The sequence below is a fragment of the uncultured Bacteroides sp. genome, from assembly GCF_910585845.1.
Lineage (GTDB): Bacteria > Bacteroidota > Bacteroidia > Bacteroidales > Bacteroidaceae > Bacteroides.
Map to the genome: position 1 here is coordinate 1 of NZ_CAJUHF010000030.1, position 23,037 is coordinate 23,037.

Annotated in this window: 13 protein-coding genes; 2 read left to right on the forward strand and 11 right to left on the reverse strand. The window is 46.0% G+C overall.

Annotated features, from left to right (window positions below; genetic code table 11):
• Window positions 1-322 precede the first annotated feature (322 nt).
• On the forward strand, window positions 323-595 hold the full coding sequence (locus QZ323_RS09550; protein WP_294634408.1) for a hypothetical protein: 273 nt from the start codon (window positions 323-325) through the stop codon (window positions 593-595).
• On the forward strand, window positions 577-1,626 hold the full coding sequence (locus QZ323_RS09555) for a glycoside hydrolase family 27 protein (protein WP_294634409.1): 1,050 nt from the start codon (window positions 577-579) through the stop codon (window positions 1,624-1,626). Before QZ323_RS09550 ends, QZ323_RS09555 begins: the two co-directional genes overlap by 19 nt.
• Window positions 1,627-1,687: 61 nt before the next feature.
• On the opposite strand, the gene QZ323_RS09560 is transcribed toward QZ323_RS09555, so the two are convergent.
• From QZ323_RS09560 to QZ323_RS09610, 11 genes are all read right to left on the reverse strand, one after another.
• On the reverse strand, window positions 1,688-2,692 hold the full coding sequence (locus QZ323_RS09560; RefSeq protein WP_294634410.1) for an alginate lyase family protein: 1,005 nt from the start codon (window positions 2,690-2,692) through the stop codon (window positions 1,688-1,690).
• Window positions 2,693-3,013: 321 nt separating this feature from the next.
• The gene (locus QZ323_RS09565) at window positions 3,014-4,885 is read right to left on the reverse strand and encodes a T9SS type A sorting domain-containing protein (RefSeq protein ID WP_294634411.1); all 1,872 of its coding nucleotides are present in this window, start codon (window positions 4,883-4,885) and stop codon (window positions 3,014-3,016) included.
• An 18-nt stretch (window positions 4,886-4,903) separates the two neighbouring features.
• On the reverse strand, window positions 4,904-7,366 hold the full coding sequence (locus QZ323_RS09570; protein ID WP_294634412.1) for a hypothetical protein: 2,463 nt from the start codon (window positions 7,364-7,366) through the stop codon (window positions 4,904-4,906).
• A 945-nt stretch (window positions 7,367-8,311) separates the two neighbouring features.
• Window positions 8,312-10,108 (reverse strand): RagB/SusD family nutrient uptake outer membrane protein, encoded by a 1,797-nt coding sequence (locus QZ323_RS09575; RefSeq protein WP_294634413.1) that lies wholly within the window; start codon window positions 10,106-10,108, stop codon window positions 8,312-8,314.
• Between the two features lie 23 nt (window positions 10,109-10,131).
• Complete coding sequence (locus QZ323_RS09580; protein ID WP_294634414.1) at window positions 10,132-13,278, reverse strand: TonB-dependent receptor; 3,147 nt, start codon at window positions 13,276-13,278, stop codon at window positions 10,132-10,134.
• Window positions 13,279-13,937: 659 nt separating this feature from the next.
• A complete protein-coding gene (locus QZ323_RS09585; RefSeq protein ID WP_294634415.1) occupies window positions 13,938-14,609 on the reverse strand; it encodes a TonB-dependent receptor plug domain-containing protein in 672 nt (223 codons plus the stop codon).
• An 87-nt stretch (window positions 14,610-14,696) separates the two neighbouring features.
• The gene (locus QZ323_RS09590; protein WP_294634416.1) at window positions 14,697-15,665 is read right to left on the reverse strand and encodes a hypothetical protein; all 969 of its coding nucleotides are present in this window, start codon (window positions 15,663-15,665) and stop codon (window positions 14,697-14,699) included.
• Window positions 15,666-15,684: 19 nt separating this feature from the next.
• On the reverse strand, window positions 15,685-16,389 hold the full coding sequence (locus QZ323_RS09595; RefSeq protein ID WP_294634417.1) for a hypothetical protein: 705 nt from the start codon (window positions 16,387-16,389) through the stop codon (window positions 15,685-15,687).
• Window positions 16,390-16,415: 26 nt separating this feature from the next.
• Window positions 16,416-17,999, reverse strand: a complete 1,584-nt coding sequence (locus QZ323_RS09600) for a RagB/SusD family nutrient uptake outer membrane protein (protein WP_294634418.1) — start codon at window positions 17,997-17,999, stop codon at window positions 16,416-16,418.
• Window positions 18,000-18,012: 13 nt separating this feature from the next.
• Window positions 18,013-21,162 (reverse strand): TonB-dependent receptor, encoded by a 3,150-nt coding sequence (locus tag QZ323_RS09605; RefSeq protein ID WP_294634419.1) that lies wholly within the window; start codon window positions 21,160-21,162, stop codon window positions 18,013-18,015.
• Between the two features lie 311 nt (window positions 21,163-21,473).
• Window positions 21,474-23,030 (reverse strand): hypothetical protein, encoded by a 1,557-nt coding sequence (locus QZ323_RS09610; protein WP_294634420.1) that lies wholly within the window; start codon window positions 23,028-23,030, stop codon window positions 21,474-21,476.
• Window positions 23,031-23,037 lie beyond the last annotated feature (7 nt).

Genomic DNA, 23,037 nt, shown 5'->3' on the forward strand with positions numbered 1-23,037 from the left:
CCATATCCACAAGCATAAAACTCGCAGCATGGGCGTTGGGCAAATACAGCAAGGGGGCAGTAAATATCTTATCTGACGGTAGCAAGAATAAAAGCAGATTATAACAGCGGCTATTCAGTTACTGAGGTGGCGACCTTGATTAGAATTTCTGCGTTGGAACGTATCGAATTGCGACAGCTTATAACCAAGCAAGACCCATCAACCAATTCAGATCAAAATGTCAAAGAACTCTCTTTATTTGATGATTTCTAAACTAACGCGATTTTTATCGCACCAGTAGTATTATCATTAAGAAAAAACAAATGAAAAACCAAAAGAAGAAATGAAAAGCAAAATCCTTATTCTATTTGTAGCCATGGGGCTGTCGGGAACTGCTAACATGGTTTGCGGACAAACTACTGCCGTTCCTGACACATTATCAAAGTATATTTTGACCCCAAAAGCGCCTGATACCCCCCGTATCAATGGAGCAAAAGTGTTCGGTGTCCGTCCCGGTTCCCATTTCCTTTATACGATTCCGGCTACCGGTGTCCGGCCTATGAGTTTTGCTGTGGACCATTCAGTTCTGCAAAAGCGATGGTGGAAAAAGGATTGATCAATCACGGTTGGCAATACATCAACATTGATGACGGTTGGCAAGGGCTGCGCGGAGGAAAACACCAAGGAGTTATGACCAACAGCAAGTTTCCGGATATGAAGGCATTGGCGGACGAGGTGCATGCTATGGGACTGAAGATAGGAATATATTCCGGTCCGTGGGTCGGTACGTATGCAGGACATTTGGGCTCTTATCACAGCGTGAACTACCATCATGGAAAATATTCTTTCGTAAAGAACGACGTACAGCAATGGATGGACTGGGACATGGACTACCTGAAATATGACTGGAACCCGAACGATGTATATCACGTGAAGGAGATGATGGACGCTTTGCGCTCGCATAAGCGTGATGTCGTATTCAGCCTTTCGAACAGCGCTCCTTGGGGAGATGCCTCTCAATGGGAAAAGATGGCCAATTGCTGGCGTACGACCGGTGATATCAAGGATACTTGGGAAAGCATGAGCCGTCTGGGATTCAACCAGACCAAATGGGCGGCCTATACTGGTCCCGGTCATTGGCCCGATCCGGACATGCTGGTAGTAGGCATGGTAGGTTGGGGACCTCGTCTGCACTATACCCGATTGACGGCGGACGAGCAGTATACGCATATCAGCTTGTGGGCGTTATTGGCTGCTCCTTTGCTGATTGGCTGTGACATGGCGCAGCTGGATGACTTCACCATCAGCCTGCTTACGAATGACGAAGTGATTGAGGTCAATCAAGATCCGCTTGGCAAGCAGGGAACTGTAGTTAAGGAGAATGAATCCGTTGTGGTTTATGCCAAACCGATGGAAGACGGTGCTATGGCAGTAGGCCTGTTCAATCGTGGGGAGAAACCGACAAAAGCGACCGTGACCTGGAAAAACTTAGGCATGAGAGGAGAACAGAAGGTGCGTGACTTATGGCGTCAACAGGATGTCGCTACGTCTGACGTGGAGTTCACGACTGATATAGCTCCTCACGGAGTCCGACTGATTAAGGTCTATCCCGGAAATAGCCGCTTGCAGGCGACGTCGGGAAGATAATTCTTACTTAAATGGAAAGGGGAAAATGGAAAATGCTTCTTTTCCCCTTTCCATTTTCCATTTATTCAGCCGGAAAGTCGGCACTGGTCAGTGACGCCCAAGGCATGAACGATTGGATTTCCGTTCCTTCGGGGCGACTTTTTTCAATCATTTTGCGGGTGTAAGGCATGTCCATGCCTTTGCGGTCGTGATAGTGATGATAAGCCCGTTCCCATGCAGGGCAAATCCTTTCGCGTTGATTGGGGGAGATTTCCGGTCCATAAACGTTTTTTCCAAACCAAGTGACATACTGCACATGAGGTACTTCTTCGCCCGACATGTATTTTGCCGTATATTCGAATCCTTTGTAGAGGCGGTTATCGAATGCTCCATATAAGTCAACGTGCTGTTTCCATGCGATTTCGGCGGCACAGGAAAGGAATGCGATGCCCATCTGTACGTGTTGTTGGTCGCGTCCGCTCTCTTGGCATTGTCCGTTTTCATAGAAATAGTTTTTGATGGAGCCATTTGTATCGCCATCGGTCAGTTGGCGGCAGGCACTATCAAAAATATCCCGCCGGTCGAGGAAGATGCCGATACACATCAGTGTTTGTCCGTTGGCAGCATCCCAATTGCCATTGTAACGGGGTGTCCAATCCTTTATTACCGGATACCAGATGTTGGCGACCATCTTTTCGAAGGCCTTGCGGTCTTTCGTCTTCCACCCCTTGTAGGTGTATTTCAGTATTTCGGCTGCATTGAGGTACTTGATTCCTGCCGTACCCACTTTCAGTTGGCGGTTGTGATTGACAACAGAATCAAGTGTATTGGCCCAAGCGTTGAATATTTCAATCGCTTTTTCCGCATAGGCTTTGTCTCTTTCCACATACCATTGCAAGGCCATTGTATAGGCGGCCGCTCCATCGCGTACAAACTCTTTTCCGCCATTGTCGGGTTTATTATAAGGTCCGTTGGATACTACCTTGAAGGGTGTCGGCTTGTAATCGAGTGAAGCTATTTCCGATGATTTGAGTTGAGTCCATGCTTCTTTCCAAGGAGATTCGCCGGCAAGGACTTTGGATTTCATAAATTCGAGATCAGAGGTTGTGTGCAACATTCCGGGATGTACGAATTTCTGTCCGAAACAAACGGTATAACATATTAGTGTATACAGGAGTGGCAGAAAAAATCTTTTGTTCATGGCTATTGAGGTCTTGAGGTTTTAATTTTTTGAGTTGATAATTTTTTAAGTTGATAAGCTTTGGAGTTTCTGAGTTTTTAAACTTTTGAGTTGATAAGTTTTTAAGCTCTTGAGTTTTTAAGTTTCCGAGTTGAAGCTTTAAAGTTGATCCACTAATGAGAATAATTTAATAACTCACAAACTTAAAAACTCAAAAACTCAAAACTGTTATTTCCCTGCATTTCTTACCAGCACCTTCCGGCTATAAGCCTTCCGACCGGCTGCCTGCACACGGACGACGTAGAAATCATCGTTCAGGGGCATGCTTTCCGTCCAATTGTCGGAGGGGGATGGGAAGGTCTGTATCAGGGTTCCGTTCGTCGTGTAGATGGATACGGAGGCTGATTGAAGGGATTTTATCCGGATGCGATTGGCTTCTACAACGATATGGGGGATATCAGCCTGTCGGACAGGCACGGACTTTATTCCGGTAGTGATTCCCCTTGCCGCTCTTTGGGCTTCGTAGAGTGATGCGGGTTGCAGACCTTTCCGGTTTTGTCCTTCGATGTAGCCGTTGGTATATTCGCTCATGTTGTTGCGGTACCTCCGGATGGTCTTAGCGATACAGCCGATGGCGTAGTTCTGTCCGGTGGGTACTTTGTCCAGATAGATGGCACCGTTCTGCACGTCGCAGTTCCAGAATACGCTCTGCGTGCCTCCCCATCCGTGACCGCTTCCCATATTATCGCGCAGGTACATGCCGATTTTTCCGGCATTCGATTTGATGGTGCCCAGTTCCTTCCAGTTGTCGAACAGGATGCCTTGCGACCACAGCCGATGACCTTCGGCCTGCGCGAGGGAAAGCTCGGAACGGAAGTTCTGTATGACAATGCCGCTGGTGGAAGCACAACCGTTGGAGATGTAGTGATGACGGCCGTTGCGGGCGTAGCAGTTCTTCAGCAGGATGAGTTGCGAACGATGATAGTTCTCGAAGTTGTAGTACGTACCTCCGGTGCAGAGGCCGGAAGGGTCGATGGCGTAGCAATCCTCGATGGTGCTTCTCGTCGTGGAGGTGGTCTTGATGCCTGCATGGACAAAGCCGGACATGGAGACGCCTTTCATCCATGAATCTTCCAACGAACTCATGTAGATGCAATTCTGGTCGACGTTGGCAGTGGAGTTTTCAGGGCTTCTTTCAAAGGAGAGGTGCAGGTTCTCGATGCCCACGTTGCGGCGGACGGTAGACGGATTGGGAATCTTATAGATATATGCCTGGGCATACTGCTTGTCGAGGGTATAGAACAGGGGGGCGTCCAGTTCGATCCGGTTGCCTTCCACCTTGGTGACGTAGCGATGGTAGGAGATGTCGATGTCTTTCGTCTTCCACTTCTTGCTTTCGTCGGTGTCACGCTTGGTATTACCGCCGTACCAGACGGCTTCGAGCCAGGCAGTGGTAGTGGGATACTTCACGCAGATCAGGTCGCCCTCCCGATAGGCGCTTGCATCTTCCACTAGGAAGGAGTAGTCGCCCGGCATAACCTTCTCTGTTACGATATTCACTCGGGCATCGCCTTTCCCGTTTCCCCAATTGTGGGCAGAGGAGTTTCCCATCAGGATGAGGCGCTTGGCTTTCTCGGCGGCATTTCTCCCGTAGAGCACGGTGGAGTCTTGGTCGGAGAAGCAGTTGCCTTCGCCACGCAGGATGACGCCGTCGTACGTCAGGTTCAGGGTGCCGTCTATGTTGTACCGTCCGGCTTTCAGCAAGACGACGCCCCGGAAGCCTTCGGGCGTAAGGGCGTATTTGCCGACTTCATCGATGGCCTTTTGTATCTGCTGCGTGTTGTCCGCCTCCTTGTCCTCCAAGGGGCTGAGGGTGAGGGTACGTTCGGGCAGGTCGACTGCGGGGATGTCTCTCCCGTTTCGATATCCGGCATGGCTGAAGTCGGGCAGGACGAAGCCGTCGTTGTCTTTCTGATAGGTCAGTGCGCCTGTGGCGTCTTGGGTGACGAGTTGGGATTGCCAGCTTTCTTGGGCGCTGAGGGAGCAGCTGCCGATGAGGCAGATGCTCCCTATGTATAGAGAGATGAGGGGTGATTTCATGTGTATTGAAGGTTGTGCTTAATCATGCGGTTGAGGATTCGGGTTAGTCTGCGCCTCGTAGACCTTGAAGTCGGCCAGTTGCAGAGTCTCGTCTTTCAGGCCGTTGTCGGGGCGGTCGGACTTGTCGTTCATCCGGCGTCCCAGGCTGCGGTAGATGCCGAACTTGTTGCGGATGTTCGTGGCGCCTTTCCGCCAGAGGTCGACATCTTCGAACGACTGGTCGGCAAGGACTTTGCCGTCGCTGATGCGGGTGAGCTTGATGCGGAACGTGCCGTGGTGGGTGTAGTGCATCTCGGTGACGACCTGTATCCATTCGTCTTCGAAGTCGCTGAGGGGGAGGTTGTCGATGAGGATGCCTTTGCCCGATGTGCGCGTGTCTCCGGTGTGGATGACTTGCACGCGGCGGTTGCTGCCGTCTTCATCGCTGCGGGTGCTGATGGTGATGAGCGGGGCGCCGTTGTTGCCCTCTTGCGCCTTGAGCTGGTGGATGTGGCAGAACTTCGGGGTGGGTCGGAAGCCTTTGGGGATGCGGAATTTCCACTCCAGACGCTGCCACTCGTTCCAGTTGCCGTTCAGATGGTGCCAATTGCGGTTGGTCTGGCTTTTCATCTCGTTGCGTTGGCGGTCGCTGGGGAATCTGCCCCGGTCATAGTCTACGGCATCGGCGCCGGCGTGGTTGGTAAACCGGAAGACGTAGTGTTGCAGCATGGGGTCGAAGACGACTTCGCAATGCACGCCCTCGTGGTGGTCGTTGCCGGAGATGTTGGGATGTTCGGAATAGTCCCAACCCAAGGCGCGCATATATTCGTGGATGGCACGGAAGTCCTTGCCTGCCAGTTGCGCGGATGCCCTCATGCCGCCTTGGAAGGCGTAGTCGAAGGAGGCGGGGGCGGGCTGCTGCAAGGTTGGGCCATAGCCGATGGCATCGAGGGCGGCTTCGCCCAGGCGTTCGCTGAGCTGGGCGAGGTAGAGGCTGCGGGGGGCGACGGGTGTGCCGTGCGAGTCGAAGATGCCTACGGGAAGCGTGGGGCCGGACTGGTTGAAGGGGCGGCGCAGGGGGGTACTCTCTCCTCGGCTGCCTATCACCCAGTTGCACGTGCCGGGCGGAATCTGGTTGACGTAGCTCTTCGCTTCGCAGTTCCACGCCACTGCCCAGGCTGTTCCCCAGCCGTGACCCGAACCCATGGAGCCGCGGTTCTTGAAGTCGATGCCTCCTTCCGGCAGGCGGCAGTTGTCGAACAGCATGCCGGTGCTCCAGCGTTGGTGTCCTTCTATCCGTCCGTTTCCGCGGAAGTCGCAGTTCAGGAAGACGATGGGACCGGTCTGGCCGGCTCCCAGGGCGACAAACCAGATGTTGTCGCCTTCTACTGAACAACGGTCGACGAGTATCTGTCCGCCGTTCGGGGCAAACTCGGCGGGTTTGGAGGCACCTTGATGCAGGGCGCGGCGCACGACGTTGATCTGTTGCAGGGTGATGCGGCGTCCGCCTATGCCGATGCTTTCCATGGTTTCCATGGCGTTGATGTCCCGCGCCCAGCAGTCTTCGCCGTTGATGCGCAGGGCGTAGTAGAGTGCCTGCGTGTGGTTGACGGCTTGTGCGGGCGATTCGATGCGGAGGTTCTCCACGCCGCATTGGCGGAGACGTTGCACGTCGTTGGCTACCCGCAGGGTGGTGTTGCCGTCGGTGTATCGGGCGTCGTAGGCGTCTGCCAAGGGGACGGTGAGGGTGACTGTGTTACGGTCGATGGCGGCGATGGTGCGTTCGGCAATCAGCAGTCGTCCTTCCTTGATCCAGGTCTGGGGCTTTCCGTCGCGCACGAGGTCGTTCATCTTGAGGTATTTGACCCATTTCCCGGTTACGGGTTTGCGTATTTCGACGTTGTCTCCTACGGATAGTGTGGAGGCGTCTTCGAGGGTCAGTTGGCGGGAGCCGGCGGGGATGTATTTGTCGGTGACGCGGATGGTTTTCTCGTTGTCGGAGGCGTCGCCTATGCGGTTGCCTGCGCGTTGGCGCGTGCCGTTGTTCACTACGATTGCGGTGTGTTTTCCGCCTCGCATGACGATGACGCTTCCGCTGGGGTCGCTGCCGCTTCCGCGCAGTACGACGCCGTCGGTTTTTATCTGTATCGTGCGCTCGCACACGTAGCGTCCGGGGGCGAGAAGGACGGCGCCGCGGAAGCCGTCGGCGTCTTGGGGCAGTGCGGACACCATGTCGATGGCTTGCTGGATGTAGTCGGTGCAGTCTTCGTCTTCACCCAGCGGGTGGACGGTGAGTTTGGCGGGGACGTAGGAAAGGGTCACGCCGCCGCCTTTGTAGCCGGCATGGGAGAAGTCCATGATGCGGTCACCTCTTTGGGTGGTCTTGTACACTAACTTTCCGTTGGAATCGGGATAGATCCACTGGCTTTTGCCTTCGGGTTCCTGTGCCGTGAGGGAGGAAGGGAGAAGAAAGCATAGTAGCAGATAATAAATGTTCTTCATACTTGTTTTTTTATTCTATAAAGTTGATTAATGGTTTCGGCGTTTATCGGATAAAGCCGGGCGATGGTCGCGGCGTTATCGGATAAAGCAGATTAACCGTTTTACAAAGGAAGGGGGAAAAATGCACTTTTATTATATATTTTGTCTCAAATCCTTGTAAAAAAGTGACGGGAGGGGTGTTTTTATGGGGAATCGGGGGAGTTTTCGCTTCGCTATGTCTTGTCGGGAGGTGGGGAAGAGGAAGGGCGGACGGTGGGTGGAGGGGGTGGGTTCGGTCGATGAAGGGGGCGTGTCTGGTTGGCGGAGGGTTTGTGTACAGTTGGCGGAAGGGCGTATTTTTTCTTGCCTTCTATAACGCAACTCGAAAAGTACCGTTTAACTTCGATTAACAATACGAAGCCGATGTGTTAAAACAGCAGGGGCGCTCTGCCGTTGCAACAGGGTTGCTCACTCATCGGCCACTAAAAATGGTTTCTTAGTGGAGGTTGACTGGGGGTAGAGTGGAGGTAGAGTGGAGGCAGAGTGGAGGCAGAGCGTCTGAAAAAGGAGGCCGGAGAGCCGAAATGAGGGCAAAACAACCCGAAAACGGAAACGAAACTGCCCGAAAAGTGAGAAAAAAAATCCTCAAAAAGAGGGGAAAACGGCTGTTTTGTTAGGCTTTTTTAACTGGTTCTCGTGAACCGTATTTTGAAACCAGCCCCTGTTCGGACATAAGCAAGTACCGGAATGGGCATAAGCGGATGTAGGAATGATCATAAGTTGATGCAGGAACAGACATAAGTTGATGCCGGAATAAGAAGAAACCGATACCTGAACGGACATAAGCTGATGCTTGAACAGGAAGAAGCCGATACCCTTGCGCATATCGTCGCAAAAGTACCGGCTTCGATTTCCGGGTCGGGCTGTCGGACAGCAGCCCCCTCTATCTCTGGCAGTTGGATATCCTTACTTCAGAGGATCGAAATCACCGCTTTCCCAACCGATGGTCTGCTGCAACTTCGGATTCTGCTCGAAGTGCTTGCGCGCCAATCCCTGGAAGTAATAGTTGTCTTTCACATCCCACTGATAGGTCTCGTCGATTCTCCAGGTCTGGGTCGTGAAATACTTGAAGTAATTCTTCGTCATCAGCTCCGGATCACTCTTTATCATCGTGATGAAGTCCTTCCGTGCCATGGAGGCGTATTCGTCCTTCACCTGTATCTCAATCCTGTAGCGCGAATAGCCCTGCATGTCGGAGAAGATCTTGCGGCGAAGCAAATCCCAGAAACGTTTGCCTTCGTAGGCCAGTTCGATACGGCGTTCGTAAAGCACGGCGTCTATCTGCTCCTGACGGTTCATGTTCGCCTTCAGTCCGTACAGGCCGTCGGCATTGGCCGTGATGCCAGCACGCTTGCGGATCTCTTTCAGGATGGAATAGACCTCGTCCGACTTATCTCCCACTTCGGCGGCACATTCGGCAAGGTTCAGCAGGACTTCGGCATAGCGCATCTCAATCCAGTCCATATCGCCGTGGTCCTTCGCCTCGGTAGCCGTCTTCTCGGGGATGGAGAATTTGCAGGAGTAGAATCCCGTGCCGGTGGGGCTGTGCGTGTCTTCGCCTCCCTTGTAGGTGTACATGTAGCCCTGGAACCATTCGGGCATGCCGTTCAGGGGATACTCGGCGCCGTTGTAGACGATGATGTCGTAGAAACGCGGGGCACGGTTCAGCCAGAACATGCCGGTGGCGTCGGTAGCCGTGGGGTCGAAAGGCTCCTTCACGCCGTCTCCGTCGATGTCCACGCCCGGAGCCGTACCGTCGGCCATCGGGAAGGCAAGCGCCATGTCCAGCGTCGGGTGATGGTTGCCTGTGGCCCCCACCGAGAACTCCAGCGGACGAAGTCCTGCCATGAAAGTGTGCGTGCGCACGGGGTCGAGGAAGCGGGTGGTCAGCACGGTCTCGGAAGTGGTCTCCTTGGTCCATATCTCCTTGTAGACGGGATGCAGGGCGCGTTGTCCATTGCCCGCCAACTCCTTCTGGGCGGCCAGACAGGCGTTGTAGGCCGTTTCCCAACGCGCACGGTCGTCGTTCGGATTGAACTGTTTGCTGGCATACGTCATCAGCACGCGCCCCTTGAACGCCATCGCCGCTCCTTTGGTGATGCGTCCGAAGTCGCTCTCGCTCCAGATGCTGGGCAGTGAGGCTGCCGCAAGGTCAAGGTCGTTGACGATCTGGTCGATGCACTCTTTGGCCGTGTTGCGGGTGACGTACAAGTCATCGGTATGCCTGTCTTGCGGGGTCAGCACCAAGGGTACACCGCCGTAGATTTTCACCATCTCGAAGTATTGGTATGCGCGCAGGAAAAGCGCCTGTGCCTTGATGCGGTTGCGGATCTCTTCGGGCAGGCTGCCTCCGTCGATGCTGGAGAGGAGGACGTTGAGCGTGTATATCTTGTCGTAGGGCCAGTGCTCACCCAGCGGACCTCCGGCAGTGGCTACCGCCGTCAGCCGGCCGTGGATGAAGTCGCCTCCGCCATTGCCTTCGTCGCTGTATTTGGAATAATCGCCGCTGAACGTGGGCAGGTTGTCCTTGTAGCATTTGTCCAGAAAGGCCGTGGCCAGGATCTCACTGTTCCATGTCGCCTTTTCGCTGACGGCGGTCAGGTCGTCTTTGTCCAGGACGGATGTGCAACCGGTCAGGCTCGCAAGTGCTAATGCTGTAATCGTTATGATATGTCTCGATTTTATGATATGTTTCGATTTCATGATATTCAAGTGATTTTATCTGATTAAATTGTAATGTTCAAACCAAACGAGAAGTTCCTCATGACGGGATAGTCCGAGATGCTTGTTGCTTCGGGATCCATCCATTTCACCTTATCCTGCAGCAAGAAGAGGTTCGTGCCGTTCAGGAAAAGCCGTACCTTGTCGATGCCTATGCGCTGAACGAATGTCTTGGGCAAGTCGTACGAGAGGGAGATGTTCTTGCAGCGCAAGAAGGAGGCATTGCGCACCCAGAAGGAGGAGGCTTCATTGTTCTTGTACTGCGTGGCACCCGGCATCGAGGCGTTCGTGTTCTCCGGTGTCCAGTGGTCGTTGTAGTACTTGAACGTGCTGGTATGGGCATTGATGCCATTGCCGCGGAAATCCATCAGCTTCTTATGCCCCGCCATGCCTTGGAAGAAGATGTCGAGCATGAAGCCTTTCCACTTGCCGCCGACGGTGAAGCCGTAAGTGATGGGGGCCACTTTGTTTTCGATGATCACTACTTTGTCATCGTCCGTGATGATGCCGTCCGGCTCGTCGCTCTCCGGTCCACGCACGTCTTTGTATATCAGCATACCCAATCCCGGCTTCTGTCCTTTGATGGTCATGTTCGGGTTCTCCTTCATGTATTGCTCCAACTGCTCTTCGGTGCGAATCATGCCAATGCACTCGAATCCCCACTCACGGCTCAACGAGCGGCCTATCTCCGATTTGTATGCCCGGATGTTCTCCGCTTCGTCCTTCTTCGACCACCAGCTCTTCGCGTAGCTGAAATTACCTCTTACGTAGTAGTCCAGTTTTCCGACCCTGTCGTTATAGCCCAGTTCCACTTCGAAGCCGCGGGATTTCACCTCGGAATAGTTCTCCTTGGGCAAGGATGCGCCGAACGTGGTCGGTACGCTCACGTTCAGGTTGTCGAGGATGTCGTAAGTCCGGCGATAGAAATATTCGAAGCTGAAATCAAGTTTGTTGTTGAACCAGCGGCTGTCGAAACCGATATTGTAAGAGGTCGATTTCTCCCAAGTCAGTTTCGGATTGGGGACTTCCTTGGGCTCCAACCCGTAGGACAAGCCGTTGAACACAGCCCCCGTCGTGATTCCATATCGTGCCATCCATTGCCAGCCGCCAATGGCGTCATTACCCAAGGTGGCAATAGAACCGCGCAACTTCATGTAGTCAATGAACTTGATATTCTCCTCGAAGAACGGCTCACTGGAAATGCGCCATCCTGCCGAAACCGAAGGGAAGAATCCCCAACGCTGGTCGGGTGCAAACTTCGTAGAACCGTCAACACGGAATGCGGCTTCCAGCAGGTACTTGTCCGCATAGGCATAGTTCAGACGACCTACGTAGGAGAGGCGGCCACTCTCGCTTACAGAACCGGCACCTACGATGGATTCCAGCGCGTCACCACTCGCACCGAAGAACTCCGGCATCTCCCACGTGATCAGTTTGTTGCGTTGTGCATCAAACTTCTCGCTGTCACCTTCCGACTGCTCGTAAACGAATAGTGCACTCAGGTCATGGTTGCCAAACGTACGGTCGTAAGTGACGAACAGGTTCAGCTGGTAGGCTTCCGACAGTTGGTTTTCCTTGAATACGTAGTTTCCGTCGTCGCGGGTCTTGGTAGATACGACCACGTTGCTCAGGTCGATATAGTGGTTGTTCGTTCCGGCCGTCTGGAAGTTGTACAGCTCATACGGGAAGTTCACCTTCTTGATTAAGCGGTTATCCAACGTACGGTTGTACTGCATTTTCAGTTTCAATCCCTTCACGAACGGCACTCGATATTCGGCAGTCGCATTGACATTCACATTCTGCCACTTCTTCGTATGCAGACCCGATTCTTCGCTGATAAGCATCAGCGGATGCCACTCGATGAAATTACCCACCGGCATGCCGTCGATCATGCTCGGAATCATCTTCGTACGGAGCAATAGTCCTTTGTATAAGTCGTTCATACGGTCACGGTCGCCGTCCGATTTCCAATTGGGCTTGGTGTCCTTGCGGTTGTCGGTGCTGATATTCAGTCCGACGGTAAGATTCTTGCTGATATCGGCATCGATGCTGGCACGGAAATTATACTTGGAATATTTCAGGTTGTCGAACGAACCTACATTGTAGAAATAAGAACCGCCGATGAAGTAGCGTACCTTCTCGGTTCCACCCGTGATGTTGATGGCATGGCGCGTAGACCAGGGAGTTCTCCAAGCGTCATCAAAGAAGCTATAATCTGTCGTTTTGAAGTGTGCCAATTCATCGTCTGTATACCAGGAAGATTTCGTGGTCGGGTCTTGCTGTTCTACGTTCGGATTCCATATCTTATTGTTAAGATAACCCTGTATGGCACGGTCATTCAAGTAAACAGCATGCTCGTAGGCACTCAGTGTTTCCGGAATCATGGCAGCGACATCAATACCTACCGTACCTGTATAATTAATGGTCGGCTTCGCATTTCCGCCTTTCTTGGTCGTAATCAATACTACACCATTAGCGGCACGGGAACCATAAACCGCTGCCGACGCCCCATCTTTCAATACGGATATATTGGCTACTTCGCTGGCATCCAGTGCATCAAATGCCATCTTATCCCTCACCACGCCGTCAATGACATACAACGGGTCGGAATTATTGGGAGTACCCTTGGCACGTACACTAAACGAAGCCGAGGTTCCCGGTTTGCCTGTACCTTGGCTTATATATACACCGGAGAGGCGTCCTGCCAGCGCAGAAGAGAGATTGGCAGATGGGAAATCTTCAATGGCCTTGGCGTCGACACTGGTTACGCTTCCCGTCACACTTCCTTTTTTCTGTGTACCGTAACCCACTACTACCACTTCTTCCAAAGCTTGTGAATCTTCCTCCAATGTGATTTTCAGATTACTCTCTGTAACTACCTTTGTTACATCTTTATAACCTATGTAGCTGAATTTGAGGGTCGCTCCCTTGGCACATTTAATGGAAAAGTTACCGTCAATATCGGTAATTGTTCCGTTGGCCGTATTCAGTTCGGCAACTGACACTCCAATCAATGGTTCACCATTCTGATCCTCCACGCTTCCTGTTACTGTTATATTCTGAGCTTGTACGATAGTACTAAAAGCGAAACTCAGCAAAAACAAACAAATGCGGCATAACAGCGATTTCGATTTGTGTTCTTTCTTTTTCATTAAAGTTAGTTTTATTGATTAGACTTAAAATAGATATTGTATTCTTTACATTATCTTATCCTCTTATTAAATGGTTTGGATTGCAAAAGCATAGTGCCTACATCTTCTTCTTTAAGAAAGATAGATAGAATCTCATTCTTATTGCTCTATTTGTAACCAACCACTCCGATCAATAATCGGGTTAACTATATTGCAAAGAAAGAGGTATTATAATAGAATTATAAATATTATCTCAAAAGTTTGAAATTTTGTTCAAAGTATGATAAAGCTGTTATTTGTAGTAAAAGGGAATATCTTGCAAGTCAATCAACTGGAGATTGCAGGCCGGCAGTATTGCCAATTTTTCTCCTGAAGTTCTGATAGACTTAAAAAACGTATAAGGATACACCGAGATATAAATTGCCGGAACAATTATTCAAGACGAAATTCGTGTCCATCTGTAGGTTTTCAGTTCTGTCATGCAATGTAGAGATATTCATTCCCCAAAAATCGTTTTAGAACGAGTCCTTGAGCGAACTCCATTGAGTCAGGGACTGAATTATGGCCTTTTTATTGCGACGATAATCAATGTTTTGTAATTTTAATACTCACGGTGTAAAATTAGGATAAATCATTGGGTTATAAATAATGTTTTTCATAGTAGAAGATTTAATAAAGGATTATTTTATTCGTATGATAATAACCCCATTCGCTCCTTTCATACCATACTCAGAACCATCTTTTTTAATTTCGATTTCACGTATATCTTCCACCGATATTGCATTATTGGCTTCTTCTAATGAGTGATATTCGGTTCCTCCCACAATCAAAAGGGGTTCAGTACTGAGGGTGAAAGATGAACTTCCCCGTATGGAAGCCTTCATTTGTCCGTCTAAATAATTAATTTGTAGTCCGGCCACATTACCTCGTAACAAATCTATTAAATTGTTAGCATCCAATTGTTGTATTTTCTCATAAGTAATAATATTACTATTATAAGTTTGTTCTGGTATTTTCTGATACATGCAAGTAATTGTTTTCTCATCTGTGGCGTAACGCAACGAATTTTGCCCCAAATGTATGGTATAAGTTGGAATCGCCAACATAGGTATATAAGCTACCAATTTCTTATTAGGATATATCAACAGTGTATCCCCCATTTTCACATTATTCAGTTCAAATGTACCTTTTGATGAAGTGGAGAACATTTTCATACGTCCCTTTACTCGTATTTTTATCTTTTTTGCTGGTTTACCATTTTCATTCAGAATAACTCCCGTTACATTATCTTGAGCTATACCTGTCAATGAAAACAGAATGGTTGCTAATAAAATCAGAATACGATATTTCATACTTTTATTTTGTTAAATAAAAAAAAGAGAGAATACTTAAACAAATATAGATATATTCTCTCCTTTTTAAATGAATGAAATTATTATTTATCTTTCACGAGGTTCTGCTGTACAGATTGTGCCATTATCAAAAACAAATAAATTGTCAGCAAAGATAACAACTTTGTTATCTAGTCCGAAACCGGAACGAGATACATAATACTGATCCTGTACACCTGCTAATACGTTGCTTTCAAAATATTTCTTGCCATCATAATAAACAATGAATTTCCTGTTTGCATCGATTGATACTGCAATAGTTTTAAAAGCATCCTTTTTAAACTTAAAGTTTGCTGTGTCCAAACCTTCATCTATTATAATATCTGCCGTTTCTCCTGTTGTCACATCTGTTGTTGTATAAGTAGCTTTCCATGCTCCTGTTTTAGGATAAGTTGTAAAACATACCTTAGTTACGTAAAATGTAGCATTGTTGATACGAGCAAATTCTATACGGATTTCTGCAAAATTATTATCTGCTGGACAAGCATTAATTGCATAATCTACTTGTGTGGAGAAAGGAATAGATACATTTTCCCAGCTACGGGCAAAACGTCCGTCTGCTTTAGTAGAAGTCAATTTTACTGCACCATTCGTCCCTTTATTAGCGTCAAATGCTACCGTCATAGATGCATTGGACCAACCTTCATTATAATAGGGAGTTTCAAAATTAGAGTAAAACAGTTCGTCTAGTACTATCATCTTGGAGCGACGAGTTTCTTTCTTACCACCACATTTCACCGTACACCAAATCTCATAAGTTCCAGCTTCATTTGGAGCTTTCCATACATTTTCAAATAATCCTTGAGGATTTGTCATGCTTCCACCATCACATCCCCATTCATAGCTAACATTTGTATCATCACTGAGTTCGACAGCAACAAAAACCTTCACCACGTCATTACGGCAAAACTTAGTACCGAAAGTGTTTAATGAAACAATATTTATGCTGTCATTGTCAGAACAGGAAGTGAAGATCACACATATTAATATAGCGATATTGAATATTAATTTTTTCATACGTTTCTATATTGTTTGTTTATTCTTGACCCAAAAAATATCTCAATGGGCGAGGTTGCCACCAATCAGATACATGGATATAACCATCACGTGCATGAATGTTAGTAGTGCGGCAACTTCCGGAAGACGCTGCCAGCAATCCTCTATAGTTCCATTCAAAATTATTCAATTGAAGTGGTAAGTTACGATCGTGTCCAGCTTTGATACACATCACCGCAGTATCTCCTTGAAGCGTTTGTCCATCCTTGTTGTAGGAAAAACTACCTTCTCCATAGGTTTCAATCCAACGATCCGAAGAATTTAGATTAAAATAGGACCATTCTCCTTTTACAATATGATATGTCAGCAATTCCTTTACGACTTTTTTGTCATATTGTTCCCACGCAGTGGCGGCGGCAGCCTCTGTATCCCCAGGAAGCATCACCGGATTTTTCTGCCAAAAACAATTATCTCCATTGCTAAGGGCACTATTAGTAAGCAATATATGCGTATTACCTTCTTCTTTATACAAATCTTCGATTCCGGCATATTGAATACCTTCAATTAAAGTACTGAAAATATCAGGACGACTCTGAATAAATTCCCAAATTGTCATATTTACCCTATTATCTGCCTGTTTTGCTTCATATTCATTGTTGCTCTGAAAATCAAGATCAAACAAAGTACATGAACTCAAGGAAATACAAAATAGGGCAAGACTTATAAAATATCTATAGATTTTCATATTCATTTTTATTTAAGACATTATTGTTATTCTTCATAAGGCTTGTTCTGTTGTCCTTTCATAGATGGATTCTTGCGGAATACATCCTGGTTCAGGGGCCACAAAATTCTACCGTAACCACCGATCTGATTAGCTCCTTTGTCTGCACCGATAACAAAGCCCTCCGGAATTCTCTGATCACCCAAGTCTTCATTCTGCAAATATGGATCTAAATATTCTTTTACCATATCATTACGTACTAGGTCAAACCAACGTTTACCTTCCGCCCATAGTTCAATGGTACGTTCATCAATGATTAATTTTATCAAATCCTTTTCAGTTGGATAATCCGCTAAAACTGCGGTCTTTTCCCAGCCTGCACGTTCACGTATTTGATTGACAATATTAATCGCACCTTGATAATCTTTATTTGTACCCAACACTAAAGCTTCTGCTTTTAACAACAATATATCTGCTACACGATAAATAGGCATGTGAGTAGAACATGATCCATTAGCAACGTAGGAATAGCCAGGTCTACCATCATTAGCAGTTGCTCCATATGCGGTGAATTTCGGACATTTAATCTGGAAGTTGGCAGCATTGCCATAATCACCATTCATCGCTTTTTCATATGACTCTTCTATCATTTCATCAGGAGTAATGAAATAACTGATGGCAAATGTATCCATGATCATAGTTACGCGAGTATCTTCTCTCTTACGGGATACCAGTTCTTTATAATATGTTTTTGTTGGATGATACCGGATCGTATTTGAACCTGAAGCAAGTTCTTGAGCATATCCAAAACCATTACCATCTTCTTCATAGTTCCAGAAAAGATTGAATATCATCTCTTTAGAACTAGATGGATTTAAAAACATGCTGGAATAAGTAAGAGCAGGTTCAAGACTATACTTATAATTTGTTAGCAAATCATTAGCTGCTATCAATGCTTTATCATATTCCTTATACCACATTAATACATCCACACGCAATGCCATTATAGCACCGCGATTTAAATAGTATTTACTGGTACTGGACATATCTGTGGAAGCTCCAATATGTTCTAATGCTTTCTCGATATCTTCCAAAATAAAAGCTTTTAATTCTTCTACAGAAGTTCTTCCATAATATCGTTCTTGGGAGGAGACGTCCTCCATTGGCTCAGTAATTTTAGGAACTCCCCCCCATACACGTATCGCATAGAAATACATCAATGCACGCATAGCATAAGCCTGACCTAAATATGGATCAGACACAGAACTACCTATCGGACTGGTTGGAATATGTTTTATTGCTGCATTTGCACGATAAATCGTTTTGTAAAGATCACTCCAACTGGAAGAACCCGATTGAGAATTCAAACCATTATATAATAGGTTACGATCGTAAGCTGTTCCACGTTCAGCATATATACCAGAACGAAGTTCCCCCCAATAAAACCAGTTTGTACGTAAAGTAGATTGTAAACCGTCATACATACCTGCATTCCAGGTTTTCAGATCTTGTTCTGAGGTCCAAAATGTTTCACCCGACAGCGAACTTTCGGGCTGCCTGTCTAAAAAGTTCTCACAGGAAGAGAGCAGTAGGCTGACACTAGCAATTAGTAGATATTTTAATCTTTTCATAAGTTGTTACAAGTTAAAAGTTAACATTTAATCCGAAACCAATTTCTCTTGCGGTAGGATATCGTCCACTATCAATACCCGGACGGAGTACATTACTATTAGATATACTTGACGGATCAAATCCTTTGTATTTCGTCCAAGTAAGAAGATTGTTTCCATATACATACAACTGAAGATCGGAGATATGGAATCGTTTAGTGAAATTACGGTCAACTCTGTATGCCAAACGAGCATTCGTAAGACGAATATAATCACCATCTTCCAAGAAGAAAGATGAAAGTTCACGTGCATTGTTTACACCTGTTGTTGCTTTAGCACTGCTATAAACTTCTGTTATCTGTCCCTGATATTTCCACAAACGATAACAGTCTCTTGCTAAGGGAGTCATGTTTGATGATGAATTCTGTAACAGGTCACGACGTTGCTTATTATAAATCTTGTTGCCAAAACTTCCATAGAATGAGAATGATAAAGAAAAACTATTATAGTTCAAATAGTTAGTCCACCCCATGTACCATGTAGGCATACCATTACCCAAAATTCGTCTGTCCGAATCACCAATTATACCGTCATGATCCAAGTCATCCCAAATGATATCACCACCTTTGCTTACAGAACCTGCAGTGGTCATTTGCCCTACATCACCTGTATATTTTTGACCACTTTTTGTCTCATAATGTGAGAAGATAGGTTTACCGTTAGAACCATAAATATAGTTATTATAATTATTTGGATCTCTTTGATAGACAGGGATTAAACGTTCTCCAAATGAGCCGTCACTATTCTTAATGTATGCATTCGCTTCATCTGTGGCATAAATACCCAAAGCTTTCTGACCAAACCATTGTCCTAAAGGTGAACCTTCTTCAATCAAGTATTTGCCATCTTCTACAAAACTTTTACCTTCTGATAGCTTCAATACTTTGTTTTTGTTCTTAGTATAGGTAAGTGTAGTTTGCCATGAGAAATCGCGAGTTTGAATGGGAGTTGCATTTAACGTAAGTTCAATACCTTTATTTTCAATATTACCCATATTGACACGCATACTGCTAACGCCCAGTTCCGAAGGTATTACTTCATCAGCCAGCAAATCTTTGGTTTTCTTTATATAATATTCTGCAACAAAAGAAACACGTCCATCGAGCAACGTAACATCCAAACCTATATTAGTTTGTTCTGTTGATTCCCAACTTAAATTAAGATTAGCCAATTTATTCGTTTGAGTAACTCCAATGATGCCATTATAATATGAACCAATATTATATTGGTTGATTGATTCATAGTTACCAACACGTTCATTACCATTTGTACCCCAACTAACTCTGAGTTTAGCATCAGTCAGCACAGGCTTTGCCCAATCAAAGAAGAATTCATCAGAAGCACGCCATGCAACTGATGCAGACGGGAATAATCCCCAACGGTTGCCAACAAAGCGTGAAGAACCATCATAACGAAGATTTGATGTAAATATATATCTCCCCTTATAACTATAGTTTACACGCCCGAAGAAAGATGCCATAGCATGACTTTCATAAGTAGTTTTGGTTTTTGTCAGGTCTTTCACTTGCTGAGCATTAGAAGTAAGAATGGATTCTGACACATAATCACTACCTTCCAAATGGAACGTTTCATCACGCCAATCCTCAACACTAGTACCAAGCATGGCACCTACTGAATGCTCTTTGAAATCCCTAGCAAAGTTAATGTAGGTTTCTGCTGCCAATTTACGAGGAAGTTTTACATCATTAGAACCAGAACTAATACCAGAAGAAACCAAATCTCCACGAATCAATTGGTCATTACGATTGATTTTCAATTCACCTTGTACATTGGCAGACCAGATCAAACCTTTCATAAGCTGGTATTCTGCTCCCTGATACAAAGAAACCGAATAAGAAACGCTTTTATTGACACGTTCATAAGCATCAGCTATTGGATTGAACTGACCACCATTATTATATACATAAGAACCATCAGGGAAATAGAGTGCCATTTGTGGTGGACGACGTAATGCCTGATTGATTACACCACCGGTATTAATATTATTCTTATCTGTATACGCCACATTGAAACGACTCATTAATTTGAAACGATCTGATATGGTGAAATCAACGTTAGTCCTAGAAGTAATACGATTCAAATAGCTATTTAAAACAATACCTTGTTCATTCAAATAGCCAATACTTGTATAGTAACTCATTTTACTTTTTGCACCACTGATGTTGATATCGACTTGGTTGGAATGAGCCATGCGAGTAATCAAATCCTGATAATCGTTATCAGCCATAAAGTTAGGATGTAAAGAGTCATTACTGGTTTTCCATAAAGAAGTTCCTGCGTTACCGGCTCTTTCTTTCAAGTAGCGTTCAAATGCATTTGCTTGGTCAATCTTATGTCCCAGTTTCTTCATTGAATGATTGTACTTCACTGATATTCTAGCTGGAGCACCTTCTTTTCCGCGTTTGGTGCTGATAATGATTACACCAGCAGCTGAACGAGAACCGTAAATTGCAGCAGAAGCAGCATCTTTTAAAACTTCCATACTTTCAATATCTCCAGGATTAATAGTAGAGATATTATCTACAGCAACACCATCTACGATATACAATGGAGTAACACCTGACCCCATAGTAGAAGCACCACGAATCAGCATAGTACCTGTATCACCTGGAGCACCTGAATTATTGGAAATTTGTAGACCGGACACCTCTCCTTGTAATGCTTGAAATACATCGGTAGGTTGACGTTCTTCAATCGTTTTGGCATTTACAGTAGAGATAGCACCTGTCAGATCTCTCTTCTTTACTGTACCGTAACCAATAACTACAACTTCATCCAATGCTTGAGCATCTTCTGTCAGTACAATATTCATTTTAGTACCCATAGTAACTTGTGTCACATCCTTATAGCCAATATAACTAAATTTCAATGTGGCTCCTTTGTTGCATTTAATAGAGAAGTTACCATCAATATCAGTAATAGTTCCATTACTGCCTTTCATAACGGAAACTGTTACTCCAATTAGAGGTTCTCCATTTTGATCGACAACCGTACCGATTGTTGTAATTTCCTGAGCATAGAGATTAATACTCATAGAAAATGCAAACAGAACGAAAAATAATCGCCATAGCAGCGATTTCGATTTGTGTTCTTTCTTTTTCATTAAACTACTTTTTTTAAAAATTAGACCTAAATTAACAAGGAATTTCACTGGAAATTCTTTTTGAGTTGTTCATGATTTAATTGTTTTTTTACATAATATCAATACATTATTTTAAAGTTAGACATCGTTATTTTCGCTATTGCAAACAAACAACAATTTTATGAAATGAGATTTAAAGATTGTATCAAATACTATCAATTATATCTCAAAATCTTATAATTTGCAAAAACTAAAATTTTATAGTATCCTATAATTCAATCAATTACTATAAACTACAATTTTACAATGCCTAAATGCAAATCATTTCAGAGTTATTTAGTCAGTATATGCAGATCCATATTTTTATGACGAGCCATTAACTGAGCGACATAAAGCGAACGGGGAAAAACGTTTTTTTCATTCTGTCCTTCCCAAACACCGTCAGGACGATCTGTAAACACTCCCGGATATTTTTCTCCTTTCATACCAAAATTATAATTGTAACCGGATGTCCAGGGACTCTGTACGGCAGCACGCTTTACACGACAATTCCAAAGAACCTGAGTCACGCCAGCCCAACCATGTCCGCTACCCATCTTACCACGGTCCTGCACATTGATTTCTCCATCTGTAACCACATTGTCATAAAGAGTACCCACTGCCCAACGATGATGAGGTCCTATGTCTGCATAAGATTGTGATGCCGTACAATTATAAAACACATTCGGCCCACATACACGAGCACCGGTCACATAGTCATGACGCCCTTCCGTACTTTGGCAATTCATAAATAAATTTTGCTGCCCCCAATTATTAAAGGAATACCGGAGCCCCCCAGTTATCAAAGATTTTGTTTCCAAACAACGACAATCCGTCACCGTCACATTTTTCGCATTGCGCTCACAGCTCACTGCCGAGTAACCGAAATAACGGCAAGTCAAATTACGTGCCCAGCAATTCTCTACTTTATCAAACTGAACACCGATCCAGCCATGCTGATTGTCTTCGTAATGTTCAAACTCTGACTCCAAACACATATTAGTGACTCCGACCTCATTGATGCGTCCTGCAAAAGTATATTTAAAGATCTCGCCACCTCCATATTTATCTTCCATCTGCATCATCACCGGATTATCAATAAAGACCCGATTGCCTTCTATCTTCACGATTTCACGTTCAAAAGAAAGATTATACTCCTGGGCTGTCCACTGGCGGGTTCCTTTACGCTCGACAATCTGATCCATTTTAATATCATGAATCCAATTATCCGTTCCTGGGCGATAAACAATGATACGGTCACCTACCTGAAACTTCTTAGCAGAAGATACCTGAAAAGAATGGGTACCTACCGGCACAAAACTATCCGTAATCTTCACTCTGGTACCGGGCACCTTTTCCATTTTTCCTGCGCCTGATACCTGTATCAATGAAAAACGCTGTTTACCAATGGCCAACAGGCGAGTTTCATTCACATTATCTCCTTCACCCGTCAAAACAACTCCACTTGTGTTGATGTGGATTGTTCCGTGAACATAGTATACCCCACGTTTCAACAAAACCGTTCCGCGATGACCGTCTTTGTCAGGTTTCATGCGAGACACCTCATCTATCGCATCTTGAATGCGCTGACGATTATCGCCATTTTCTACCGGATATACGACTTTCGTCACCGGATAATAAGGGATTGACTTATCGCCATGATGATATCCCACACGACTAAAGTCCGGAATCGTATTTCCCTGTTTGTCGGGATGATAAACCAACTCCCCCTTTGGGCTGATCTGCACATAACTGGATTGCCATCCTGGCGGCAATTTCGTCTGAGCAGACATACCTGCACAAAGCGCTATGGCAACAATGCCACTTACTAATTTTTTCATATCATTCATTTGATTC